The sequence below is a fragment of the Streptomyces sp. NPDC049597 genome, assembly GCF_040675505.1.
Lineage (GTDB): Bacteria > Actinomycetota > Actinomycetes > Streptomycetales > Streptomycetaceae > Streptomyces.
Genome location: NZ_JBFAOY010000024.1, coordinates 1 through 22,605, shown reverse-complemented (window position 1 = coordinate 22,605; position 22,605 = coordinate 1). Strand labels below are relative to the sequence as shown.

Genomic DNA, 22,605 nt, shown 5'->3' with positions numbered 1-22,605 from the left:
CGGGTCAGTGCGCGGGGGTGAACGTCATCCGGCGGTCGGCCGGTGAGTATCCGCTGAGGGTCACAGTGGGGCCGTGGGTGGGGATCGACGGGTCGGGGAAGTCGGCGTCCATCGGCCGCTGTCCGTCCGCGCGCCGGTCCACCGTGGGGAACGGCGGCGGGAACGGTGCGGTGGTCTCGATCTGTTCCTGGTAGAACGGCAGCCATCGGGCGTGGTCGAAGGCGACCGCGCCGATGACACGTCCCTGGTACCCGTAGACGCCGACGAACCGGTGATCCTCCAGCGTGCCCTGGGCGATGACGATCTCGGTCCCGAGCGACGGCACACCGACGGACTTGATGTTCACGCCGAACTGGGAGGACCAGAAGGCCGGCACCCACATGTGGGGGATGCGGTCGGTGCTCTCGCTGAGCATGTTGTGGGCCGCGGTCCTGGCCTGCGAGACGGCGTTGCCCCAGTGCTCCAGCGACAGGAACTGGTAGCCGAACAGGGCGTGCGGGGAGCGGGCGACGTCGCCGGCGACGAAGATGTCGTCGGTCACGATTCCGCGGATGTCGAAGGCACGGCAGCCGGCGTCGCAGGCGATGCCGCGGGGCCCGGCGCCCAGACCGGAGCCGGCGAGCCATTCGGTGTTGCGGGTGGCACCGAGCGAGACGACCACCACGTCGGTCTCGACGGTGGAGCCGTCGGACAGGTGCGCGGCGCGCACCCGTCCCGAGGCGTCGCCCTCCAACGCGGTCACCATGACCCCGCAGCGCAGGTCGACGCCGTGCTTGCGCTGGAGGTCGGCGGCGACCGCGCCGACCACCCCGCCGAGGGCGCCGACCAGGGGCGCCGCGCCGCGTTCCGCGACGGTGACGGCGAGGCCGCGTTCGCGGCAGGCGGAGGCGATCTCCGAGCCGGTGAATCCGGCGCCGATGACGAAGACCCGCTTGGGGCCCTCGGCGAGCCGCCGTGCGAGTGCGGCGCCGTCGTCGCGGGTCCGCAGCACGAAGACGCCGTCGAGTTCCGCCTCGGCCTCGCGCGGCCACGGCCGTGCCCGCACGCCGGTGGCGATCAGCAGCCGGTCGTACGGCACCTCGTCGCCGTCGGCGAGCCTCACCCGCTTGGCGGCCATGTCCAGGCCGGTGGCCGGGACGCCGAGCCGCCATGTCGCGTCCAGCGCACGGCGCCTGGGCAGTGCGGTGCGGTCCGCGGTGGCCATGCCCAGCAGCACCTGCTTGGACAGCGGGGGCCGGTCGTACGGCTCGTACGGCTCGTCACCGATCATCGTCAGGGAACCGGCGAAGCCCTCGTCGCGGAGGGTCTCCGCGGCGCGAAGGCCCGCCAGCGAGGCCCCGACGACGACGATGCGGCCCTCGCGTTTGAGCCTTTCCAGCCATCCGTCACCGTTCACCGGACACCGCCTCGGCCGGTGCGTCCACCGCGTCCACGAGGATGGCCTGGACGGGACAGGCCGCAGCGGCCTGTGCCACTTTGTCGCGCTGTTCCTCGTCGGTCTCCGGGGTGTACAGCAGCCCCTCCTCGCCGTGCATCGCGAAGACGTCGGGGGCGAGAAACGCGCACTGCATGTACCCCTGACAGTGGTTCAGGTCGACGACAAGCTTCACCAAGGGAACGGTCCTCTCCGATCGTCCGGGCCCCTGCGACCACCCTCTGCGGCCCGAGCGGATACGGCGACGAGGGCCGGACCGTTCGGGTGAGCGCTGTGGCCGGTCAGGCCGGAGCGGCCGGCCGGGGGCCGGCGGGGTGCCGGCCCGACAGGATGTACAGGCCGACGATCAGCGCCCAGGCCGGGAAGACCAGTTCGCACCAGGGCAGGTCCGCTCCCGCGACGAGCAGGATCAGGCCCGTCACGTAGCCGAGGACGACGAGCGGGCGGGGGAAGACGCCGAGGCGGCGGCCGATGGCCGAGGTCGTGAAGATGAACACGGCCGCCATCCGCATCGCGTACGTGGTCAGCAGGGTGTAGGCGAAGTGGCGGCCGAACGGGGTGTGCTGCTGGCTCTCGTCCAGCACGGTCCCAGCCGCCGCGGCACTGGCGAACAGCGTGGCGACGAAGACGAGGCCGCTGCCCAGGAACACGGTGGACACGAACCGGTCCTCGTCGTCGCCGGCCTGCTCGCGCAGGGCTCCCATGAACCACAGGAAGGCGATCCCCGCGAACGGGAGCAGCGCCAGCGCCGTCTGCACAGCGCTCCGCTGCCCGGCATCGACGGCGACGTCGTCCCCGCCGGCTCCCTGGGGGAGCGCGATGCGCACCAGGACGATCGCCGCGGCCATCAGCAGTGCGAACACGACCCCGGCGATCCCGGCGGCCCGGGGTGTCCCGAGGCGCTCGTGCTTGTGGTCCATGGTCCCTCGCTCTCTGTCCGGACGTCCTTCGTCCAGACAGCAGCGATCCGGGGATCCGCGCCACCGGGGCGGCCCGGAAGAGTCCCGCTTCAGCCCATGGACGGTGCCACCCGGCAGCCTTCACAGGACTCCGCCGGCTCAGCCCCGCCCGGGGTGGCGTCCCGCCGGCTGTTGTCGCCCCTCGCAGGCCACGACGTGCGCGTAGGCTGTCGATCATGGCTGGTGAGAGTGATCTGCAGAAGCTGCTGGCTGGGATGCGCCCTGAACTGAACGCGGGCCGTTACGTGTTCGCCACGGTCGACGACGGTGTCGTCCCGCCCGGCGTGACCCCGGTCGTCACGGTCGCCGAACGGGAGGGCCTGACGCTGGTCCTGTCGCAGGAGGAGGCCGACGCGGCGGGAGTGGCGTACGAGTACGTGGCGGGCTGGATCACGCTGCGGGTCCACTCGGCGCTCGAGGCGGTCGGTCTGACCGCCGCCGTGGCGCGAGAACTCGCCGATTCCGGGCTGAGTTGCAATGTTGTCGCCGGTTTCCACCACGACCATCTGTTCGTGCCGTACGAGCGGGCCTCTCAGGCGGTCGCGGTGCTGGAGGATCTCGCGCGACGGTCAGTCTGAGGCGTTCGCGTCACACCGGCGGCCGGTGTCGCCGGTGTGGCGCCCGGCTCTCGCTACTGGCCCACCCGGCCGTCGACACACTCCCGCAGCAGGTCGGCGTGGCCGCAGTGACGGGCGTATTCGTCGACCATGTGCACCATCAGCTCCCGAATCGAGATCTTGTCCTTCCCGACACGCTCGCCCAGATCCGGGTGCTCGGCCAGCGCCGCGTCGGTCGCTGCCTGCTCGCGCTCCAGATCGACGTACGCGGCGTCGACCACGGCCTGCTCGGCGACAGCTCCGTGGAAGTCCGCGTCCTTCGCGCCGTACAGCTTGGGCAGCGGCTCATCGTCGCTGAGCCAATTGCGCCAGTCCCGTTCCACCTCGGCGAGGTGCCGAAGCAGGCCGAGCAGGGACATCGTCGACGGCGGAACCGACCGCCGGGCCAACTGCTCCGCATCCAGGCCCTCGCACTTCATCCGCAACGTCAGGCGGTAGCCCGACAGGAAGTCCCGCAGCGTCGCGAGCTCGCCTTCCGGACTGACCCCGTTGATGTTGCGGGGGTCGTCGTCCGGATCGGCCCACATGTCGGGGTGGACGGTTGCCTGGCTCCATCGCGCGGGCTGGTCACTCATGCGTTGCATGGTGGCCTGCTGCCACCCCACTTCGCCACTGTGTTTCTCCCGGACGGCGATCACAGCCGTCCAGCCCTTTCGGCCGGGTCCTGCACGGCGCCCTCGAGTTGCCGCACCGGCCAGGAGTTTCGCCGAACCCCGCCTACTGGCCGTTCCGTTCACTGGTCAACAGGCGTTCGAGCCGGTCGAATCGGTCGTGCAGGGCTTGGACGGTTTCGTCGCGCAGATGGTGCGCGCGGCCGAGCCGCCGTTCCTCCCGCCCGACGAACCAGGTGGCCAGTGCGGCCGTGACCATGCCGTACGTCGTGATTCCGACGACCATGACGACCGACCCGACGACCCTGCCCCAGAGGGTGACCGGGTAGAAGTCCCCGTAGCCCACGGTGGTCGCCGTCTCGATCGACCACCACAGCGCCTTCGGGTACGACGTCAGGTTCGCCCCGCGTGCCCCCTCCTCGGCGGCCACGACGGCCCAGGAACCGCCGAGCATCACCAGCACGAGGACGGCTGTCGCGCCACCCGCCGCCTTCAGGTGCAGTGACCGTCCTTCCCGGCCGAGCAGCACGGCGACCGCCCTGGTGAGGAATCCGGGAAGCATGATCACTCCTTCCGCCCGCGCCCAGTGTCCATGCGGGCCGGTGCCCCGGCACGCCGGGCGGGGCGTTCGGGTCCCCGTCGAGAGGCCGGCTGGGCCGACCGGGTACGGCGTCATGCCCAGACGGAGCGCGAAGGAGCTGCCGACGCGTTGCCGCCATCGACGAGCCCCGCGCGGCGCGGCAGTTCGCCGCGCGTGACGAGCAGCGGCTCACGTCATGTCCGAGGCCGAGGTGAACCGGGAAAGGGCCGTCGCCGCGGGACGACGGCCGGTTCAGGGCGTCCCCGCTCGGCGCACGGATGCCGCCGGGGGGCGTTCGCGCAGGGCCCCGTACGCCAGGAAGTACGCCGGCACCCGGTTCAGCCGGTGCGAGGTGGTGACCAGCTCGGCCAGGCGCTTGGCGCGCTTCGGATCGCCGAACGGAGGCCGGCCCAGCAGCAGTGGTTCGATGACGTGGGTGTGGGCGAAGCGCTGAAGGCCCTGGGTGGCGGCCGTGGTCGGCAGACGGCGGCGCTGGACACGGCGTACGGCCGTTCGCAGGCCGGCCGCGTTGTCCCCCAGGGGCCCGACGAGGTGTCGGGCGGCAGCCACGGCGTCCTGGACGGCCAGGTTGATGCCGATGCCGAAGACCGGCGACATGGCGTGCGCCGCGTCGCCGATGCACAGCAGCCCCGGCCGGTGCCAGCGCCGGAGCCGGTCGAGCCGTACGTCGAGCAGCTTCACCTCGTCCCAGGACGCGAGGGTGTGCATCCGGTCCGCGATCCACGGGACGGCGGCCCCGTACGCGTCCCGGAACCGGTCGAGGCCGGCCGCGCGGAGCCGTGCGTCGTTGCCCTTGGGGATCAGTGCGGCGCACTGCCAGTAGTCCCCGCGGTCGATCATGGCGCTGAGGAACCGGTCGCCGACGCCCCCCACCAGCCCGTGCGGGTCGCCGTCGCGCCGTGGCAGCCGGAACCACCAGGCGTCCATCGGGCAGCGGAACTTCCGCAGCCCCAGGCCGGGCAGCGAGCGGGCCAGCGAGCCCCGGCCGTCGCAGGCCACCGTGAGGGTGGCCCGCAGCTCGCCGGTGCGGCCGTCGGGCGTGCGATAGGAGACCCCGCTGACGCGTCCCCGTTCCATGAGGAAGGACGTCGCCTCGGTGCTCATGCGCAGGGAGAAGGCCGGCTCCCGCCGGGCCTCGTCGGCGAGGAGGTCGAGCAGGTCCCACTGCGGCACCAGCGCGACGTAGTTGTACGGGCCCCGCAGCGCGCCGATGTCTCCGACGGTGACCAGTGAGCGGTCGTGTCCGAGCGGCAGCTGGATCGTCGTGACCCGGCGCTGAGGCAGCCCGGCGAAGCGTTCACCGAGGCCGAGCTCGTCCAGGAGCGCGAGGGTGGTCGGGTGCACGGTGTCGCCGCGGAAGTCGCGCAGGAAGTCGCCGTGTTTCTCGAGGACGGTGACCTCCACTCCGGCCCGGGCCAGGAGCAGGGCGAGGACCATTCCGGCAGGACCACCGCCCACCACGCAGCATGTGGTCCGCTCCACCGGCTCCACCGCGTTCTTCGCCTTCATCACGCGCCTCCGCTCACAGGTTCCACGAATCGCTCAGACCTGGGTATATACCCTCAAGTAACAGCAAACTGCTCATATGGGTGTTATGTGCCCGGGAGGCATGATGAGCCAGCAGCCGGTCCTTCTCCCCTACGCCGACCCGGCCTTCGTGGCGGATCCCTTCCCGCTCTATCGACAGCTGCGCGAGGACGGCCCGGTCCGGCGCGCCGTCGTCGCGGGCGGGCTGGACGCCTGGCTCGTCACGCGCTACGAGGACGGGCTCGCCGCCCTGTCCGACCCGAGGCTGAGCAGCGACGTCCGTGACGCCTCGGACCCCCGGCTCCTGGAGCAGCTGCCCGAGTTCGAGCGGGAGTCGATGATGCGGAACATGCTGCGCTCCGACCCGCCCGACCACACGCGGCTGCGCCGGCTGGTCTCGAAGGCGTTCACCGCGCGCAGGGTCGCCGAGCTGCGGCCACGCGTCCAGGAGATCACCGACCGGCTGCTCGACGCGGTCGTGCCGGCCGGCCGGGCCGAACTCGTCGCGGACTTCGCGCTGCCCCTCCCGGTCACCGTGATCAGCGAGATGCTCGGCGTACCGGTGGACGACCGGTACGACTTCCAGCGGTGGACCGACGACATGCTCGCGCGCGGGGAGAAGATGCCGGACCCGGCCGTCGTGAACGAGGCCTGGCAACGGATGCGGGCGTACCTGACGAAGCTCCTGGAGACCAAGCGCGCCCGGCCAGGGGACGACCTCCTCAGCGCGCTGATCAGCGCCCGCGACGAGGGGCAGCGGCTGAACGAGGACGAGCTGATCGCCATGACCTTCCTGCTGCTCGTGGCCGGGTACATCACGACGGTCAACCTGATCGGCAGCGGCATCGCCGCGCTCCTCGCTCACCCCGACCAGCTGGAGCTGCTGCGGGACGATCCCGAGCTGCTGCCCGGCGCGATCGAGGAGTTCCTCCGCTACGACGGCCCGGTCAACCCGGGCATCCCCCGCTTCGCACGCGAGGACGTCCGGATCGCGGGCGTGAGCGTCCCACGCGGCGCGACCGTGCTGATCGCGTCCGCGATCGCCGACCGCGATCCGGCACGGTTCCCCGACCCCGACCGGCTGGACGTCACCCGGCGTGACATCGGCCATCTGGCGTTCGGGCACGGCATCCACTACTGCCTGGGGGCGCCGCTCGCCCGGCTGGAGGGCCAGATCGCCATCGGGACGGTGCTGCGCCGCCTCCCCGGCCTCGCCCTGGCCGTGCCGCGGGCCGAGCTGACGTGGCGGCCCGGCGGACTGCGCGGTCCGGTGCGGCTCCCTGTCACGTTCACCCCGGGCACCCGGGCGGGCTGACCACCGCTCGCTCACCGGGGCGACAGCGCGGTCGTTCCCGTCACGGGATGCTGGGGAGCGGAGCGCAGACGCCGCGGCCCCCGTCGCCCTGAACAGGGCGACGGGGGCCGCGGCGTGACGCCGGCCGGGTCAGGCGACCGAGGAGGCGACGGTGTCGGGGTTCTCGTCCGGGTCGGCGGCGGGGATCTCGTCGTCGTCCAGGGAGGTGTGCTTCGTCTCCTTGCCGAGCAGCACCGCGACCAGGGTCAGCGCCGCCATCGCGGAGAGGCTCTCGCTGTAGGAGACCCCGCGGGTGCCCGGCGCCTGGTCCGGTCAGCCGTCGGCCGGGGCGGGCGGGCGACGGGCCTGGACGAGCGTGCAGGACAGCGGTGTGTCGTCGGGCGCGGTGAGGACGTCGATGTGGTCGGCGATCAGGCCGTACTGGGTGAGGAGCTCCTCCCAGAGGACAGGGGTGAGCACCCACATAGCGACGGACATCGGTTCACCGCCCGCCAGGGGAAGGACCTCGCGGCGGGCGGCGACCGTCGTGGACGGCCCGTCACCTCCGAAGGTCGTGTGCAGGGCGGAGAACACGAACCTGCCGCCCGGCAGCAGTGCCTTGGCCACGACAGGCAGGAGACGGTGCGGGTCGATGTAGGGGACGGCGTGAATCGAATAGACGACGTCGTACGGCCCGGCCTGTTCGAGGTGTTCGACGGCGTCGGCGTGGATCAACCGCAGACCGGGCAGCTCGCCGTAGCGGGCGACGGCGCGCTCGTGCTGTGACGGGGACGCCTCGACGGCCTCCACTGCGACGCCGTGGCGTGCGAGGTGAGCGGGGTACTTGCCGATGCCGGACCCCAGGTCCAGGATGCGGCGGCCGGCCAGATCGCCGAGGATCTCCTCGCCGGGGCCCTGGGCGGACCAGTATCCCCAGGAGAGGCGGTCCACCTCGGGAACCTCGGTGCCTCGGGCGAGATGGTGCTCTCCGTAGGCGGTCCAGACGCCGAGGGTCTGCGCTTCGATGTCCGACACGGCGGCTCCAGGGAGGAGTTCAGGGGCGGAGGGCGTAGCAGCGGAGGTGGCCGAGGTCGGCCTCCCGTACGACGGACCACCCGGCGGTGAGTGTCTCCACGTCGGCGACGGTGATGCCGAGTTCCTTCAGGGGATCGGTGTCTTCGTGCCGGTCGGCGAGGCCGGTGACGACCCAGAAGGTCCCGCCGGGCACGAGCAGACGGCGTACGCGGTCGACGAAGCGCGGCTTGTCCTCGATCCACCGGTAGACGAGGCGGCAGGTGGCAACCGCGTACGCCGGATGCGGGAGTTCGGCCACGTCGTCGTGGACGAAATCCATCAGGTGCCACACGGGCCCCGGCTCGGGACCGGTGTTCGCGGCGACCGCGAGGGCGCTGGGGGCCACGTCGATGCCGGTGGTGCGGTAGCCGAGCCGGTGGTGCAGATGGCGGGCGAGCCCACCGTCGCCGCTGCCGATGTCGAGGGCCGGCCGTCCGTGCCCCGGGGCGAGGTGCCCGGCCAGGAGCGTCGTCTCGTGGTCGGTGACCTGTAAGTATCGGCGGCCAGAGGCCCACAGCGTCTCCCAGCGGGTGGCGGGCGTGGTGGTCATCGGGCTCCCTTCAGGGGCGGACGGCTCAGTCTTGCCGAAAACAGGACACCGCGGCGGCCGTGCTCAGGATCGGCAGGCCCCGCCTGCGCCCGGGGGATCCGCGGGGCGCGGCGCACTGACACGGCCCGCCGCGCACACTTCCGCGCGCGCCTGTTCCGCGGCGCACGGGTCGTTCAGGTGGCCGTCAACTCGGCGAGCTCGAAGCGGAGTCGGCGCTCGGGGTCTCATGAGTCGCGGCGCGCGACGCGACCACGGCCGGCCGCCCTTGAGGGGGACCCGGCCCGGACAGGTCAGATGACGGCGCGGATCGCCGCCTCGAACCCTTCCACGTGGCCCGCGGCGAGGGCTGCCGCCTTCTCCGCGTCGCGGTCGATGATGGCGCGCAGCAGCGGCCCGTGCTCGTGCACGTGACCCGCCAGATCGGGCAGCCGGTCGATGAACAGGCACCAGATCCGCGTGGCCAGGTTGTCGTACCTGACCAGCGTGTCCTCGAGGTAGGGATTGCGCGTCGCGGCATAGATGGCGCGGTGCAGGGCCATGTCGAGCCGGATCAGGTCCGCGCCGCTGTCGGACACGTCCGCGAGGTGGGCCAGCAGTCGGTTGAGTGCGTCGCGGTCGCCTTCGCCGGCACGTTGGGCCGCCAGGGCCGCGGCGAGAGGCTCGAGCTGCTGACGGACCTCCGAGATGTGCCCGAGATCGGCGATCTGCACCTCGGTGGCGAAGGTTCCGCGCCGGGGATAGGCGACGATCAGGCGCTCGTGCTCCAGCCGCTTGAGGGCCTCGCGGACCGGCGTGCGCCCGAAGCCGAGCTCGGCGGCGATCCGCTCGTCGTTGATGGGCTCTCCGGGGCGGATCTGGAGGGTGACGAGACGGTCCGAGATGGAGCGATAGGCCTGGTCGGCCAGCGTTCCTCGGTCCTGATCGGCGACGGTCGAAGCAGTCACTTCCCCCACATCCTCCCTTGACGCGGCCCGGTCGGCCCTCTTAGCGTATCGCAGCAGAAGGTTGATATATCAGTCGTCTTTCAGTTGCTCCCCAAGAGAGTTCTCATGACTGACCACACCCCCGGCCGGCAAGCGGCCCGCTCCGCGGTCCTCGGCGCTCACCTCCACGACTTCGACCCCGAAATCGACACGGCGATCAGGGCGGAACTGGCCCGGCAGCGCGGCACCCTGGAGATGATCGCGAGCGAGAACTTCGCGCCGCTCGCGGTCATGCAGGCCCAGGGCTCGGTGCTGACCAACAAGTACGCCGAGGGCTACCCCGGGCGCCGCTACTACGGCGGCTGCGAGCACGTCGACGTGGTCGAGCAGATCGCGATCGACCGCATCAAGGAGCTGTTCGGCGCCGAGCACGCCAATGTGCAGCCCCACTCCGGCGCGCAGGCCAACGCGGCCGTCATGGCCGCCCTGCTGCAGCCCGGCGACACGATCCTGGGGCTCGATCTGGCCCACGGCGGCCACCTCACCCACGGCATGCGGATCAACTTCTCCGGCCGCCTGTACAAGGTGGCGGCCTACCAGGTCAGCGAAGTCGACCACCGCATCGACATGGAGCAGGTCCGCAAACTCGCCCACGAGCACCGTCCGAAGCTGATCGTGGCCGGCTGGTCCGCCTACCCCCGGCAGCTGGACTTCGCCGCATTCCGCCGCATCGCGGACGAGGTCGGCGCCTACCTGATGGTCGACATGGCCCACTTCGCGGGCTTGGTCGCGGCCGGTCTGCACCCGAACCCGGTGCCGCACGCCCACGTCGTGACCACCACCACGCACAAGACCCTCGGCGGTCCGCGCGGCGGTGTGATCCTGTCCACGGCCGAGCTCGCCAAGAAGATCAACTCCGCGGTCTTCCCCGGCCAGCAGGGCGGCCCGCTGGAACACGTCATCGCCGCCAAGGCCGTGGCCTTCAAGATGGCCGCCCAGCCTGAGTTCACCGAGCGCCAGCGCCGCACCCTGGAAGGCGCCGCGATCCTGGCCGAGCGGCTGCTGGCCGAGGACACCGAGGCGGCCGGAGTCAGCGTGCTGACCGGAGGCACGGACGTGCACCTGGTCCTGGTGGACCTGCGCCATTCCGAACTCGACGGACAGCAGGCCGAGGACCGGCTGCACCGGATCGGCATCACCGTCAACCGCAACGCCGTCCCCTTCGACCCGCGTCCCCCGATGGTCAGCTCCGGTGTCCGCATCGGCACCCCCGCACTGGCCGCCCGCGGTTTCGGCGCGGAGGAGTTCACGGAGGTCGCCGACATCATCGCGACGGCCCTCCTGCCCGGTTTCGACGACCAGGTGGCCGGCGCGCTGCGCGCACGCGTCCAGGTCCTGACCGACCGCTTCCCGCTGTACCCCGTCGATCCGAAGCCCGCGGCCCAGGAGGCTGGTCAGTGATGCACCCGCACGACACCACTCCCTCCCGCCCGTCTTCCGCCACCACCCTCAGTCGGGCTTCGCGCCCCGCCGCCGGGCCCGGGGACGCCCTGCCCGACCACCCCGACTTCCTGTGGCGCAACCCCGACCCCAAGCCGTCCTACGACGTCGTCATCGTCGGCGGCGGCGGACACGGCCTGGCCACCGCCTACTACCTGGCCAGGAACCACGGCATCACCAACATCGCGGTCCTGGAGAAGGGCTGGCTCGCGGGCGGCAACATGGCCCGCAACACCACCATCATCCGCTCCAACTACCTGTGGGACGAGAGCTCCGGCATCTACGAGCACTCCCTGAAGCTGTGGGAGACCCTCGAGGAGGACCTCGACCACCCCATCCTCTTCAGCCAGCGCGGTGTGCTCAACCTCGCCCACAGCCTGCAGGACATCCGCGACAGCAAGCGCCGGGTGTACGCCAACCAGCTCAACGGCATCGACGCCGAGTGGCTGGAGCCGGACGAGGTCGCGAAGGTCTGTCCCATCGTCAACGTCTCACCCGACGTGCGCTACCCGGTGCTGGGCGCCACGTACCAGCCGCGCGCGGGCATCGCCAAGCACGACTACGTCGCCTGGGGCTTCGCGCGCAGGGCCGACGCCTACGGCATCGACCTGATCCAGGACTGCGAGGTCACCGGCCTCGACATCCAGGGCGGCCGCATCACAGGGCTGCGGACCACGCGAGGCAACATCGCCGCCGGCAAGGTCGCACTCGCGGCCGCAGGGCACTCCTCCGTGCTCGCCTCCATGGCCGGACTGCGGCTCCCGCTGCAGAGCCACCCGCTGCAGGCACTGGTCTCGGAGCTGCTCGAACCGGTGCACCCCACGGTGGTCATGTCGAACGCCGTGCACGTGTACGTCTCCCAGGCCCACAAGGGCGAGCTCGTCATGGGCGCGGGCATCGACAGCTACAACGGCTACGGTCAGCGCGGCGCGTTCCACATCCTGGAGCGCCAGATGGCCGCCGCACTGGAGCTCTTCCCCGTCTTCGCCCGCGCCCACATGCTGCGCACCTGGGCCGGCATCGTCGACGTCACCCCGGACGCCTCACCCATCGTCGGTCCCACACCGGTCGAGGGCCTCTACCTCAACTGCGGCTGGGGCACCGGCGGTTTCAAGGCCACACCGGGCGTCGGCTGGTGCTACGCGCACACCATCGCCACCGGCAAGGCGCACCCCTACAACGCGCCCTTCACCCTCTCCCGCTTCACCACCGGCGCCCTGGTCGACGAGCACGGCGCAGCCGGCGTCGCACACTGACCGCCGCCCCAGCCAAGGAGATCGACATGCAGCTCATAGCCTGCCCCTGGTGCGGTGAGCGCGAGGAGACCGAATTCCACTACGGCGGACAGGCGCACGTCGCCTACCCCGACGACCCGTACGCGCTCGACGACGAGCAGTGGGCCCAGTACGTCTTCTTCCGCGACAACCCCAAGGGTCCGTTCGCCGAGAGGTGGGTGCACTCGGCCGGCTGCCGGCGCTGGTTCAACGCCCTGCGCGACACCGTCACCCACGAGTTCCACGCGGTCTACGGCATGGGCGAGGAGCGCCCCGTCGACACCGGCACCGCACCCGCCGCACAGCAGCACAAGGGCCAGGAGGCCAGCTGATGAACAACCCGTTCCGTGCCCGCGGCCACGGCCACATCGACCGCGACACCACGCTCTCCTTCACCTTCGACGGCACCGTCTACACCGGCCACCCCGGCGACACCCTCGCCTCGGCCCTGCTGGCCAACGGGGTGCACCACGTGGCGAGCAGCATCAAGTACGGAAGGCCGCGCGGCGTGCTGGCCGCCGGGGCCGAAGAGCCCAACGCGCTCGTGCAGATCGAGGAACCCTTCCCCGAGCCCATGCTCACGGCCACCACCGTCGAGCTCTACGAGGGTCTCGTCGCGCGGGGGCTGTCCGGGCAGGGCCGGCTGAGCAGCCGGCCGGACGAGGCCCGCTACGACACCATGCACGCGCACTGCGACCTCCTGGTCGTCGGCGCCGGCCCGGCCGGACTGTCCGCCACGCTCGCGGCCGCACGGTCCGGAGCCCGCGTCATCCTCGTCGACGAACTCCCGCAGGCCGGCGGGTCGCTGCTCGGCAGCCAGGAACTGCTCGACGGCGCACCGGCGACCGACTGGGTCGACGACGTCGTAGCGGAACTCGACGCCTGCGCCGACGTACAGATCCTGCAGCGCACCACCGCCTTCGGCTCCTACGACGACGGACTGGTCCTGGCCCTGGAGAAGCGCACGGACCACCTCGGTGCCGCGGCGCCCGCGCACATCTCACGGCAGCGGATCTGGCGCATCCGTGCCCAGCAGGTCGTCTTCGCCACCGGCGCCTACGAGCGGCCGGTCGCCTTCGACGACAACGACCGCCCCGGGATCATGCTGGCCGGCTCGGCGCGCACCTACCTGGGCCGCTTCGGTGTCCTGCCCGGCCGGCAGGCCGTCGTGTTCACCACGAACGACAGCGCCTACCCGGCAGCGCTCGAACTGGCCGACGCGGGCCTGCGGATCGCCGCGGTGATCGACGCCCGCGACGAGGTGCCCTCGCACTGGCGCACCGCGTGCGACGAGCGCGGCATCGAGGTACGCGCCGGCCATGTCGTCACCGGAACCAGCGGCGTCGAACGCGTCTCCCGCGCCCACGTCGCCGCCTTCAGCGAGGGACGCCTCGGTGACCGGCAGGGGATCGACTGCGATCTGCTGCTCGTCTCCGGCGGCTGGAACCCGGCCGTCGCCCTGTTCAGCCAGGCCCGCGGCTCCCTGCGTTACGACGCCGGCATCGGAGCGTTCGTGCCCGCCGAGGCGCTGGACAGCGTCCGTACGGCGGGAGCGGCAAGCGGTACGTTCACCCTGAGCGGATGCCTGACCGACGGCGCGGACGCCGCCTGGCGTGCCCTGGCGGCCCTCGGAAGGACCGGCCGGATGATCGCCCTGCCGGCCGCCGCCCCGCTTCCGGAAGCGGCACCCGGCCGGGTGCTGTGGCGCGTCCCGAGCCCTCAGGACCCGGACGGCTCGCACCAGTTCGTCGACCTCCAGCGCGACGCCCATGTCGCCGACGTGCTGCGGGCGACCGGGGCAGGTCTCAGGTCGGTGGAGCACGTCAAGCGCTACACGACCATCGGCACCGCCCACGACCAGGGCCGCACCTCGGGCGTGATGACCTCGGGCATCGTCGCCGAGGCGCTCGGAGTGGACGTCGCCGACCTCGGCACCATGCGCCTGCGCCCGCCCGCCGTGCCGGTGGCCTTCGCCGCCTTCGCGGGCCGCAACCGCGGCGAGCTGTTCGATCCGGTCCGGGTGACCGCACTGCACCCCTGGCACGTCGAGCACGGCGCCCTGTTCGAGGACGTCGGCCAGTGGAAGCGCCCCTGGTACTACCCGCAGAGGGGCGAGACCATGGACGACGCGGTGCTGCGCGAGTGCCGGGCGGCCCGCACCGGCGTCGCGATGATGGACGGCTCCACCCTCGGCAAGATCAACGTTCAGGGCCCGGACGCCGGCGTGCTCCTCGACCGGCTCTACACCAACATGATGAGCACGCTCGAGGTGGGCCGGGTCCGCTACGGCGTGATGTGCGGCGTCGACGGCATGGCCATCGACGACGGCACCGTGATCCGGGTGGCCGAGCAGGAGTTCCTGCTGACCACGACCACCGGCAACGCGGCCAGGATCCTCGAGTGGATGGAGGAGTGGCTGCAGACGGAGTGGCCCGACCTGCGCGTCCACCTCACGTCCGTCACCGAGCACTGGGCGACCATCCCCCTGGTCGGCCCCCGCTCCCGTGACGTACTGGCCCTGGTGGCCCCCGGCCTGGACGTCGGCAACGACGCCTTCCCGTTCATGTCCTGGCAGGACGCCACCGTCGCCGGCATTCCGGCGCGCGTGTGCCGCATCAGCTTCTCCGGTGAACTCGCCTACGAGATCAACGTGCCCGCCTGGGACGGCATCACCGTGTGGAAGGCCCTGCACGAGGCCGGCAGCTCGTTCGGCATCACCCCGTACGGCACCGAGACGATGCACGTGCTGCGCGCGGAGAAGGCGTACCCGATCATCGGGCAGGACACCGACGGCACCATCACCCCGCAGGACCTGGGCATGTCGTGGGTCGTGTCCAAGAAGAAGGCGGACTTCGTCGGCAAGCGTTCCTTCTCCCGCGCGGAGAACCAGCGCGGCGACCGCAAGCAACTGGTGGGTCTGCTGCCCGTCGACGACCAGGTCCTCCTTCCCGAAGGCGCCCAGATCATCGCGACCAGCAGCATCCCCGCGCCACCGGTGCCGATGCTGGGCCATGTCACCTCCAGCTACCGCAGCGACGCCCTGCAGCGGACGTTCGCCCTGGCCCTGGTGCGCTCGGGAACCGAGCGCATCGGCGAGACCCTCTACGTCCCGCTGGACGGCCGGACCGTCCCCGTGACCGTGACCGAACCCGTGCTCTTCGACAAGGAGGGAGCTCGCCGTGACGGTTGAGACGCCCACCCGCCACAGCCCGCTCGCCGCCTGGCAGGACCGCCTGGCGCAGCTGCCCACCGGACTGCAGGCGAGGGAACTGCCCTTCCTGACCCAGCTCACCCTGAGGGTGCAGCCCGGCAGCCCGGCGGCCAAGGCCGTCGAGGCCTCGTTGGGCATCACGCTGCCTGACCCCCTGAGCGCCGAGATGTCCGGCGACGTCAAGGTGCTGTGGACGGGTCCGGACGAATGGCTGCTCGTGGCCCCCGAGGGCCAACGGGACGACCTCGTCGCGCAGTTGCGGGTGGCCATCGGCGACGAGTTCGCCACCGTCACCGACGTGTCGGCGCAGCGCACCACGCTCGCCCTGTCCGGGCACCTCGTCCGCACGGTCCTGGCCCAGGGCTGTGCCATCGACCTGGATCCGCGGGTGACGCCCGTCGGCTCATGTCTGACCACGGTGCTGGCACAGGCCCCGATCACGCTCGTGGTGCGGGGGGAAGCAGCCTCCAGCGCCTGGCTGCTCGTCCGCTCCTCGTTCGCGTCCTATCTGGCCACCTGGCTCGTCGACGCCTGCACGGAATACGGCGGAGGCACGGGATGAGCATCAGCGTCTTCGACATGTTCAAGGTCGGCATCGGGCCCTCCAGCTCCCACACCGTGGGCCCGATGCGCGCGGCACACTCCTTCGTCCACGCCCCGGAGCAGGACGACCGGACGGTGGTCTTCAGCTGACCCCGACGCCCCCGGGGCAGGCGTCGTGCCCGCACGACGCCGCAGCGGGCCCGCCGGGGCCTGCTCCAGGGGGTGTGCAGACCGCCGCAGGCATACGCGCGACGGCAGGGGCGGACGGGCGGGCCGGCTCATCCCGCCTGTTCTTCTGGCATTCCCGCCGGCATCACGGACCAGTACCGCACAGCTGTGTTCGTCTGCCGGGCCGGCGCCCCGCCGCCGCGTTGCCTGCGGCGACGGAGGAGGTCACGTTGCGAGGGTCGTGGCCTCCTCCTCCCAAGTCCCTGTCCCTGGGCCGCGGTCCCTGTCGAGGGCAGGGGTGCCAGGGCCACACGAGCCCAACGGGACAGCACGCACAGCGCCTTCGCGGACATGACCCTGGTCGCGGCCGGCCAGTGCACCGAAGTCGACCCCCCCCCGGGGGGGCGGGCCGGCATGTCCCCGCCGGGGGAGGAACCACGGCAGGAGCGGGCCCCATCGGCCCCCGGGCTCAGGGCACTCGGGCCCGCACCAGTGCCTCTCCCAGCGGTGTACGCCGGTACAGGACGAGGCGGCCGTGGCGGGCGCTCGCGGTCAGGCCGGCCCCGGTGAGCACTGACAGGTGCTGGCTGACGGCCCCGGGGGTGACGGCCAGGCGGCGGGCGAGCTCGGTGGTCGAGGCGGGGGCGTCGAGCAGGGTCAGCAGGCGCGCCCGCGGAACCCCGAGGAGCCGCTCCAGGGCCGGGGGCGCCGAAGGGGGCACGCTCTCGGCGAGGGTCGCCGCTCCCCGTACGGCGTAGACGACATGAGGCGGCGCGTCGAGGGCGATCATGGTCGCGACGCCGTCGACGAAGCAGCTCGGGGTCAGGAGCAGACCCCGTCCGTCGACGGGGATCTCGCCGTCCGCCGTGCGCGTCGCACTGGAGACGAGGGAGACCACTCCGTCCGCCCACGACAGTCCGGGGCTGAGCCCGCCGAAGAGTTCGCCCGCGCCCCGTTCGACCAGGACGCGGGCGCGGTGCACGAGATCGGCGTCCAGCACCGAGCGGGCACGCGGCCAGAAGGCCGGGGCGAGGCAGGTCTCCCAGTACGCCTCCAGCGCGTCGGCGATCTCCGCCAGGAGCCGGTCGGGGTGCTGGAGCCCGCGGGCCAGACGTTCGGGAACCGGTTCGCCCAGCGGCAGGAAGGTGCGTGCGAGGTCCGGGCCGAGGAGGGCCGGGTCGAGGGCGCGCAGCGTGGCGAGTTCGTCGCCGATGGCGGGGGCGGGGACGGCGGGCCGGGGAGTGAGGAGGTCGGGCACCCAGTAGCGGCGACGGGCGACCAGGGCGGTCAGCAGCCCGGTGTCGAGGGTCTCGAAGGCCGGTCGCAGCGGCCGGAAGACAGGGGCGAGGGCGGGGAAGCGCGCGGCGTGGCCGGTCCACATGCGCAGGCTGAGCACCGTCTCCTGGAGCGGGGAGTACGCGAAGGAGGTGGTGGCCAGGTCGGCCAGGGCCAGACGGAAGCGGATCATTGAGCCCCAGGCTAAAGGAATTCCACGGATGCCCGACCTGGGGTGGGCTGGCCCGCATGACCGCCACCCCTCCTTCCACCGCCGCGGTCGCACGGCACGGTCTCACCGACCCGGCCCTGCGCAGACTGGCCGTGACGACCGCTCTCGCCTCCCTCGGCAAGGGCCTGTACCTGACCGTGTCGCTGCTCTGGTTCACCCGGGGCCTGGGCTTCTCCGCCGCCTCGGCGGGCCTGGCGCTCACCGCGGCCGGCCTCTGCGGCGTGGTCTCCTCCGTCCCCGCGGGGCGCCTGGCGGACCGGTACGGCAGCCGCCCGGTGCTGGTGGCGCTCCTGCTGGCGCAGGGTGTGTGCCTGGCCTTGTACGTCAGGGCCTCGGCGTATCCGGTGTTCGTCCTGCTGGCCTGTGCCTTCGCGGTGGCCGAGCGGGGATCGGCGGCCGTGCGGGCCACGCTCTACGTCCAGGTCCTCGATCCGGAGCGGCGGGGAGCGGGACTGGGGCTGCTGCGGGCGGTGTTGAACGTCGGCGTCGGCGGCGGGGCCGGACTGGGTGCGCTCGCACTGGTCTGGGACACGCCCCGGGCCTATGGTGGGGTGCTGGCCGGCACGGCCCTGTTCTTCGTGGCCGCCGCCGTCCCGTTGCACGGCCTGAGAGCGTCAGATCCGGTGTCCGCGCGGGCGGCCAGGCCGGCCGTCGCCTTCTCCGCCCCGCTGCGCGATCTGCCGTACCTCGCGGTCACCGCCCTGAACGCGGTCGTCAACGCGCTGTACGTGATCCTCGAAGTCGCCTTTCCGCTCTGGCTGGTGGAGCACACCCAGGCACCGCCCGCACTGGTGGGGCCACTGCTGATGCTCAACACGGCGCTGGTGGTGCTGCTTCAGATCCCCGGCACCCGTCTGGCCCGCGAACTGGCCGGAGCATCCCGGGCGTTCCGTACGGGCGGGCTGCTCGTGGCGGCCTGCTGCCCGGTGGCGGCGCTGGCCGCCGACGGGGGTCCCTGGGCGGCGGGGCTCACGATGACGGCCGCCGTCACCCTGCTGACCCTCGGCGAGGTCCTGTCGCAGGCAGGGAGCTGGACGCTCGGATACGATCTCGCGCCCGCGGCCGCGATGGGCGCGTACCAGGGCGTCTACCAGCTCGGCATCTCCGCCGTCTCCGCCGCCGGTCCCGCACTGCTGACGGTGCTGGTCCTGCCGCACGGCCTGATGGGCTGGTCGCTCCTGGCCGTCGTGCTGGCCGCCGCGTCCTGTGCGCTTCCTCCGGTGGCCCGCTGGGCACAGCGCACCCGACAGCCGTGATCCCGCCTTCCTCACGGGGAGGACCGGCCCGGGGTGCCGTCCTTCGTCCACCGCGTCCGGTCCGGCCGGCAGTCTGCCCGGTGAAGGGCGGCAACCTCGCCGACGGCCCGACGGCCCGACGGCCCGACGGCCCGACGGCGCGGGGTGGAGTTCGCCCCCGTGTCGGCCCGGACGAGGCCGGAACGGCTCACCGCCCGTGACCGGACTGGCCGCGCGGCGTTGAGGGGATCATGAAAACGAAGAACATCCAACGGCTCCGCCCGCGCCCCGCGCTCCGCGCCGCAGCCGTCACGGCGGTCTTCCTGTTCCCTGTTGCCCCGGTCCATGCGGACTCCACGGGGCACCAGGAGGGCCTGGAATTCAGTTACACCGAGCCTGACATCGCCGGAGAAGGCGACAGGATCTCCTGGGAGTGGACCATCACCAACACCCTGGACACGGCGGTCGACGAGGTCGTGCTGACCCACGAACTCGCGCCCGGCCTCACGATTGTGTCCGTCTCCGAGCCCTGCGCTCCGGTGGAACAGCGAGCCACCTGTGCCTATGGCCGCCTGAAGCCGGGAGCGAGCGTCACGGGCACGGTCGTGGCCGAGGTGTCCGCAGACGGGAAGGGCAGGATGACGATCGACGGCCGGGTCACCTTCAAGCCGGACAACGGGCCCGCTGACGGGTGAGGCGACGGGCTCGGTCGGCCGGTAGTCGCCGTTGCCTCCGCACACATCCCGGCGTCAGCCGGTGCCGGTGCCGGTGCCGGTGCCGAGACGGGCGGCGAGGAGTGCGATGTCGTCGTCGGCGGAGGCGGGCGTCAGGTGGGTGAGCAGGCGGTCGCACAGCTCCTCCAGGGAGGGCGCGGGCTGTGCGAGGAGGTGGGTGAGTTCGGTGAGGCGTTCGTCGATGTCGCTGCCGCGGGCTTCGACGAGTCCGTCGGTGTACAGGAGGAGTGTGCTGCCGGGCGGAAGGGTGACGTCAGTGGTGGTGTAGGGAGTGCCGCCGACGCCGAGCGGGACACCGGGTGGCACGTGCAGGAGGCGGGCGGTGCCGTCGGGTGCCATGAGGGCGGGCGGGGGATGGCCGGCGCGGGTGATGCTGCATCGGCCGCTCACCGGGTCGATGATCGCGTAGAGGAAGGTGGCGAGCATCGGCTCGGCAAGGTCTTCCAGTGCGGCTTCCAGCTGGTGCAGGAGGTTCTCGGGCCGGAGGTCGAGGCGTGCCAGAGCGCGGACGCTCGCGGACAGCCTTCCCATGACGGCTGCGGCCGCGGTGCCGTGTCCCATGACGTCGCCGATGGCGAGCGCGGTTCTGCCGTCGGCCAGGCGGATCACGTCGTACCAGTCGCCGCCGACTTCGTTGACGTCGCTGGCCGGCAGGTAGCGGTGGGCGACTTCGATCATCGAGGGCTGGGGGATGTGCTGGGGCAGCATGCTGCGCTGGAGGATGAGGGCGGTGTCGTGTTCTCGGTGGTAGAGGCGGGCGTTGTCCACGCAGACGGCGGCGCGCGCCGCGAGTTCCACGGCGAGGGTCATGTCGTCGTCGGTGAACGGGCCGACGGGGCGGACGCGGTACAGGCTGGCGAGGCCGAGCACGACACCGCGGGCGAGCAGGGGGACCATCATGAACGAGTGGACTCCCTGCTCGAGGAGTTGTGCCGGGGCCGTGGAGTGGCGGGCCGCGGGGGCGATGGCCTTCTCGTCGAGGCGTGCGATGAGGAAGGGTTCACGGTCCGCGAGGGCCTGGGTGTAGGGCGCTCCTGCGGGGAAGATGAGGGTTCGTCCGAGCGGCGCCAGGATGTCCGCGATCCGCGACCCTGCCAGGGGAGCCTTTCCGAGCCGGCGCAGGGCGGTGCCGCCGAGCAGACCCGCGCCGAGTTCGTCGCCCGTGGCGAGCGAGTCGAGCACATCGACGGTGACGGCGTCCGCCAGGGCGGGCACGGCGACGTCCGCGAGCTCTTGCGCGGTGCGTTCCAGGTCGAGACTGGTGCCGATCTTGACGCTTGCCTCGTTGACGAGCGCCAGGCGGCGCCGGCCCGTCTCGGCTTCGAGGTGCGCCTGTTGTTGGGCGGTGATGTCGATCAGGGAAGCGGTCAGCCCGATCGGTCGGCCGTCGGGGTCTTCCAGTCTGACGTAGGAGCAGGACCAGACGCGGTCGTGTTCGGGATCCGCGGGGGTGCGGCCGGTGCGGCGGAAGTCGAGGACCGGTTGCCCGGTGGCCAGGACCTGACGCATGGCGGATTCCATGTCCGCCGCGTTCACGGTGGGCAGCAGCTCCACTACGCGGCGTCCGATGTGGGCCTTCTCCGGCAGACCGTTCATGGCCTGCAACGCCTGGTTCACGCGCAGGAACCGCAGATCGGTGTCGAGCACGGCAATGCCGACGGGGGAGCGGACGAACAGCCCGTCCCAGACCGCGGAGGAACCGCGGATGCCACGGGCGGTGTGGGCGTCCGCGGCGAAGATCAGTACGGTGGTGCCGCCGCGCTGACGCTCGGGGACGGGCGCCGCCCAGATCTCCAGTTCGAGGGGATGTCCGTCGCGGTGCCACGCGGTAACGGTGGCTATGACCCCGCGGTCGGTTGTCGCGCTGGCCCACAGGGACCGGCCGAGGCTGTGGTCGGCGTTGCCGGGGTGCAGCAGGTCGGCGATGGGCCGCCCCACGACTTCCCGCGAGGGGTAGCCGAGCAGAGCCTGAGCTCCGTGGTCCCACCGCACGATCGTCCCGTCGGCGCTCGTGGCCACGACGGCGACCCGCAGCTCGCCCAGCCAGCCGCCCGCATCCCAGGCAGCACCACCGGTCACATCGTCCACGGGTGCCCGCATCACCACACTCCGCATCTGCCCCGCACGCCCGCTCCCGTCTTCCAGTATCGACGCGGAACCGCCACCTCGCCCCTTCGGAACCCAGGCGTATCGGCACCCCTGACCTGGGAGGGCCGGCGCGCCACTGACGGGCAGCTGCCTCGCCGTGGCCGCCGTCGCGGGAACGCTGCCGACCTCGCCGGCACGGGCGGACGAGCCCTCCTGCAGCGCCCCCTACCACCGGCAGAGGGTCCGGTTCCTGGACGCCGACAGCGGCGTCGCCGACCGGACCGCGCAGGGCGGGTGCGCCGTCAACTCCCCGGCGGCGAGGGGGCGTGGGTCTTCTCGCCCGAACAACCACGGCGCGGGAGGCGGTGGCGGTCGCCGTACGCCGTCTGCCCTCATGGCTCGGCCCTGTCACGCGCGGAGCCCTGACTGCCCGACGGGAAGAGGGGCGGACTCGGAGCAGCTCCAGGCTTTGTCCCGACAGTGGAAAAAGTGGCACCAGAGTCGTGCACAAGTCCTTCCCAGTTCGGCAAAGCGCTGCTACGTTCCTCTCGAAAGCCTGACGGCTCAGCCGACGCAGACAGGCACTCGGTCCCCAGCTGTAGGCGCGGGGAGGGGAGGGGTTCGTGAGACGCATGACGGCTCGACCTGCGAACGTCCATCAGGCGCGACTGCTCCGGCTGCTGCGTGACGAGGGTCCCAACTCCCGGGCGCAGTTGGGTGATCTGGTGGACCTGTCCCGTTCGAAGCTGGCTGT

General features: G+C 71.9%; 21 protein-coding genes and 2 pseudogenes. 11 read left to right on the top strand and 12 right to left on the bottom strand.

Annotated elements, in window-relative coordinates; translation table 11 throughout:
- Nucleotides 1–4: 4 nt before the first annotated feature.
- The 3 genes from AB0K02_RS24620 to AB0K02_RS24610 form a co-directional block, all read right to left on the bottom strand.
- The gene (locus AB0K02_RS24620; protein WP_365994686.1) at nucleotides 5–1,396 is read right to left on the bottom strand and encodes an FAD-dependent oxidoreductase; all 1,392 of its coding nucleotides are present in this window, start codon (nucleotides 1,394–1,396) and stop codon (nucleotides 5–7) included.
- Nucleotides 1,386–1,610 carry a ferredoxin gene (locus tag AB0K02_RS24615; RefSeq protein ID WP_365994765.1) on the bottom strand — a complete coding sequence of 75 codons (225 nt, stop codon included), beginning with the start codon at nucleotides 1,608–1,610 and terminating at the stop codon, nucleotides 1,386–1,388. The genes AB0K02_RS24620 and AB0K02_RS24615 overlap by 11 nt, the downstream gene beginning before the upstream one ends.
- 106 nt (nucleotides 1,611–1,716) lie before the next feature.
- Nucleotides 1,717–2,355 carry a hypothetical protein gene (locus tag AB0K02_RS24610; protein WP_365994685.1) on the bottom strand — a complete coding sequence of 213 codons (639 nt, stop codon included), beginning with the start codon at nucleotides 2,353–2,355 and terminating at the stop codon, nucleotides 1,717–1,719.
- 215 nt (nucleotides 2,356–2,570) lie between these two features.
- On the opposite strand from AB0K02_RS24610, the gene AB0K02_RS24605 reads away from it, so the two are divergent.
- Entirely contained in the window at nucleotides 2,571–2,972 is a 402-nt protein-coding gene (locus tag AB0K02_RS24605; protein WP_365994684.1) for an ACT domain-containing protein, read from the top strand.
- 53 nt (nucleotides 2,973–3,025) lie between these two features.
- Here the strand turns inward: AB0K02_RS24605 and AB0K02_RS24600 are convergent, their stop codons facing one another.
- The 3 genes from AB0K02_RS24600 to AB0K02_RS24590 all read right to left on the bottom strand — a co-directional run bounded on the left by AB0K02_RS24600 (nucleotide 3,026) and on the right by AB0K02_RS24590 (nucleotide 5,705).
- The gene (locus AB0K02_RS24600; RefSeq protein ID WP_365994683.1) at nucleotides 3,026–3,595 is read right to left on the bottom strand and encodes a DinB family protein; all 570 of its coding nucleotides are present in this window, start codon (nucleotides 3,593–3,595) and stop codon (nucleotides 3,026–3,028) included.
- Nucleotides 3,596–3,728: 133 nt separating this feature from the next.
- Nucleotides 3,729–4,184 (bottom strand): ion channel, encoded by a 456-nt coding sequence (locus AB0K02_RS24595; protein ID WP_365994682.1) that lies wholly within the window; start codon nucleotides 4,182–4,184, stop codon nucleotides 3,729–3,731.
- A 270-nt stretch (nucleotides 4,185–4,454) separates the two neighbouring features.
- Complete coding sequence (locus AB0K02_RS24590) at nucleotides 4,455–5,705, bottom strand: FAD-dependent oxidoreductase (protein ID WP_365994764.1); 1,251 nt, start codon at nucleotides 5,703–5,705, stop codon at nucleotides 4,455–4,457.
- 130 nt (nucleotides 5,706–5,835) lie between these two features.
- Here AB0K02_RS24590 and AB0K02_RS24585 point away from each other — a divergent pair, with 130 nt between their 5' ends.
- Entirely contained in the window at nucleotides 5,836–7,065 is a 1,230-nt protein-coding gene (locus AB0K02_RS24585) for a cytochrome P450 (protein WP_365994763.1), read from the top strand.
- 129 nt (nucleotides 7,066–7,194) lie between these two features.
- Here AB0K02_RS24585 and AB0K02_RS24580 read toward each other — a convergent pair whose 3' ends face one another.
- The 4 genes from AB0K02_RS24580 to AB0K02_RS24565 form a co-directional block, all read right to left on the bottom strand.
- Nucleotides 7,195–7,323, bottom strand: a complete 129-nt coding sequence (locus tag AB0K02_RS24580) for a hypothetical protein (protein WP_365994681.1) — start codon at nucleotides 7,321–7,323, stop codon at nucleotides 7,195–7,197.
- A 54-nt stretch (nucleotides 7,324–7,377) separates the two neighbouring features.
- The gene (locus tag AB0K02_RS24575; protein WP_365994680.1) at nucleotides 7,378–8,079 is read right to left on the bottom strand and encodes a class I SAM-dependent methyltransferase; all 702 of its coding nucleotides are present in this window, start codon (nucleotides 8,077–8,079) and stop codon (nucleotides 7,378–7,380) included.
- A 19-nt stretch (nucleotides 8,080–8,098) separates the two neighbouring features.
- Nucleotides 8,099–8,668, bottom strand: coding sequence for a class I SAM-dependent methyltransferase (locus tag AB0K02_RS24570; RefSeq protein WP_365994679.1), 570 nt, complete (start codon nucleotides 8,666–8,668; stop codon nucleotides 8,099–8,101).
- 290 nt (nucleotides 8,669–8,958) lie between these two features.
- Nucleotides 8,959–9,612 (bottom strand): GntR family transcriptional regulator, encoded by a 654-nt coding sequence (locus AB0K02_RS24565; protein ID WP_365994678.1) that lies wholly within the window; start codon nucleotides 9,610–9,612, stop codon nucleotides 8,959–8,961.
- 105 nt (nucleotides 9,613–9,717) lie between these two features.
- Here AB0K02_RS24565 and glyA point away from each other — a divergent pair, with 105 nt between their 5' ends.
- From glyA to AB0K02_RS24535, 6 genes and pseudogenes are all read left to right on the top strand, one after another.
- Entirely contained in the window at nucleotides 9,718–11,052 is a 1,335-nt protein-coding gene (glyA, locus tag AB0K02_RS24560; protein WP_365994677.1) for a serine hydroxymethyltransferase, read from the top strand.
- Complete coding sequence (locus tag AB0K02_RS24555) at nucleotides 11,052–12,347, top strand: sarcosine oxidase subunit beta family protein (protein WP_365994676.1); 1,296 nt, start codon at nucleotides 11,052–11,054, stop codon at nucleotides 12,345–12,347. Before glyA ends, AB0K02_RS24555 begins: the two co-directional genes overlap by 1 nt.
- 26 nt (nucleotides 12,348–12,373) lie before the next feature.
- A complete protein-coding gene (locus tag AB0K02_RS24550; protein WP_365994675.1) occupies nucleotides 12,374–12,697 on the top strand; it encodes a sarcosine oxidase subunit delta in 324 nt (107 codons plus the stop codon).
- On the top strand, nucleotides 12,697–15,555 hold the full coding sequence (locus AB0K02_RS24545; RefSeq protein WP_365994674.1) for a 2Fe-2S iron-sulfur cluster-binding protein: 2,859 nt from the start codon (nucleotides 12,697–12,699) through the stop codon (nucleotides 15,553–15,555). The genes AB0K02_RS24550 and AB0K02_RS24545 overlap by 1 nt, the downstream gene beginning before the upstream one ends.
- Nucleotides 15,545–16,138 carry a sarcosine oxidase subunit gamma family protein gene (locus tag AB0K02_RS24540; protein ID WP_365994673.1) on the top strand — a complete coding sequence of 198 codons (594 nt, stop codon included), beginning with the start codon at nucleotides 15,545–15,547 and terminating at the stop codon, nucleotides 16,136–16,138. Before AB0K02_RS24545 ends, AB0K02_RS24540 begins: the two co-directional genes overlap by 11 nt.
- A pseudogene (locus AB0K02_RS24535) lies at nucleotides 16,135–16,245 on the top strand (serine dehydratase beta chain); the annotation flags it as partial. The gene AB0K02_RS24540 and the pseudogene AB0K02_RS24535, both read left to right, overlap by 4 nt.
- Before the next feature lie 511 nt (nucleotides 16,246–16,756).
- Here the strand turns inward: AB0K02_RS24535 and AB0K02_RS24530 are convergent.
- Complete coding sequence (locus AB0K02_RS24530) at nucleotides 16,757–17,755, bottom strand: winged helix-turn-helix domain-containing protein (protein WP_365994672.1); 999 nt, start codon at nucleotides 17,753–17,755, stop codon at nucleotides 16,757–16,759.
- Nucleotides 17,756–17,811: 56 nt separating this feature from the next.
- Here AB0K02_RS24530 and AB0K02_RS24525 point away from each other — a divergent pair, with 56 nt between their 5' ends.
- The gene (locus AB0K02_RS24525) at nucleotides 17,812–19,050 is read left to right on the top strand and encodes an MFS transporter (protein ID WP_365994671.1); all 1,239 of its coding nucleotides are present in this window, start codon (nucleotides 17,812–17,814) and stop codon (nucleotides 19,048–19,050) included.
- Between the two features lie 230 nt (nucleotides 19,051–19,280).
- Nucleotides 19,281–19,724: a hypothetical protein gene (locus AB0K02_RS24520; protein ID WP_365994670.1), complete on the top strand. Its 444-nt coding sequence runs from the start codon at nucleotides 19,281–19,283 to the stop codon at nucleotides 19,722–19,724.
- 54 nt (nucleotides 19,725–19,778) lie between these two features.
- Here AB0K02_RS24520 and AB0K02_RS24515 read toward each other — a convergent pair whose 3' ends face one another.
- Entirely contained in the window at nucleotides 19,779–21,863 is a 2,085-nt protein-coding gene (locus AB0K02_RS24515) for a SpoIIE family protein phosphatase (RefSeq protein ID WP_365994669.1), read from the bottom strand.
- Nucleotides 21,864–22,483: 620 nt separating this feature from the next.
- On the opposite strand from AB0K02_RS24515, the pseudogene AB0K02_RS24510 reads away from it, so the two are divergent.
- A pseudogene (locus AB0K02_RS24510) lies at nucleotides 22,484–22,605 on the top strand (sugar kinase); the annotation flags it as partial.

What these genes read in the sequence shown, in the direction of transcription:
- AB0K02_RS24570 (WP_365994679.1), bottom strand. Translation starts at nt 8,668, where the DNA reads ATGACCACCACGCCCGCCACCCGCTGGGAGACGCTGTGGGCCTCTGGC.
- AB0K02_RS24525 (WP_365994671.1), top strand. Translation starts at nt 17,812, where the DNA reads ATGACCGCCACCCCTCCTTCCACCGCCGCGGTCGCACGGCACGGTCTC.
- AB0K02_RS24545 (WP_365994674.1), top strand. Translation starts at nt 12,697, where the DNA reads ATGAACAACCCGTTCCGTGCCCGCGGCCACGGCCACATCGACCGCGAC.
- AB0K02_RS24595 (WP_365994682.1), bottom strand. Translation starts at nt 4,184, where the DNA reads ATGCTTCCCGGATTCCTCACCAGGGCGGTCGCCGTGCTGCTCGGCCGG.
- AB0K02_RS24580 (WP_365994681.1), bottom strand. Translation starts at nt 7,323, where the DNA reads ATGGCGGCGCTGACCCTGGTCGCGGTGCTGCTCGGCAAGGAGACGAAG.
- glyA (WP_365994677.1), top strand. Translation starts at nt 9,718, where the DNA reads ATGACTGACCACACCCCCGGCCGGCAAGCGGCCCGCTCCGCGGTCCTC.
- AB0K02_RS24550 (WP_365994675.1), top strand. Translation starts at nt 12,374, where the DNA reads ATGCAGCTCATAGCCTGCCCCTGGTGCGGTGAGCGCGAGGAGACCGAA.
- AB0K02_RS24600 (WP_365994683.1), bottom strand. Translation starts at nt 3,595, where the DNA reads ATGCAACGCATGAGTGACCAGCCCGCGCGATGGAGCCAGGCAACCGTC.
- AB0K02_RS24555 (WP_365994676.1), top strand. Translation starts at nt 11,052, where the DNA reads ATGCACCCGCACGACACCACTCCCTCCCGCCCGTCTTCCGCCACCACC.
- AB0K02_RS24585 (WP_365994763.1), top strand. Translation starts at nt 5,836, where the DNA reads ATGAGCCAGCAGCCGGTCCTTCTCCCCTACGCCGACCCGGCCTTCGTG.
- AB0K02_RS24605 (WP_365994684.1), top strand. Translation starts at nt 2,571, where the DNA reads ATGGCTGGTGAGAGTGATCTGCAGAAGCTGCTGGCTGGGATGCGCCCT.
- AB0K02_RS24520 (WP_365994670.1), top strand. Translation starts at nt 19,281, where the DNA reads ATGAAAACGAAGAACATCCAACGGCTCCGCCCGCGCCCCGCGCTCCGC.
- AB0K02_RS24515 (WP_365994669.1), bottom strand. Translation starts at nt 21,863, where the DNA reads ATGCGGGCACCCGTGGACGATGTGACCGGTGGTGCTGCCTGGGATGCG.
- AB0K02_RS24610 (WP_365994685.1), bottom strand. Translation starts at nt 2,355, where the DNA reads ATGGACCACAAGCACGAGCGCCTCGGGACACCCCGGGCCGCCGGGATC.
- AB0K02_RS24530 (WP_365994672.1), bottom strand. Translation starts at nt 17,755, where the DNA reads ATGATCCGCTTCCGTCTGGCCCTGGCCGACCTGGCCACCACCTCCTTC.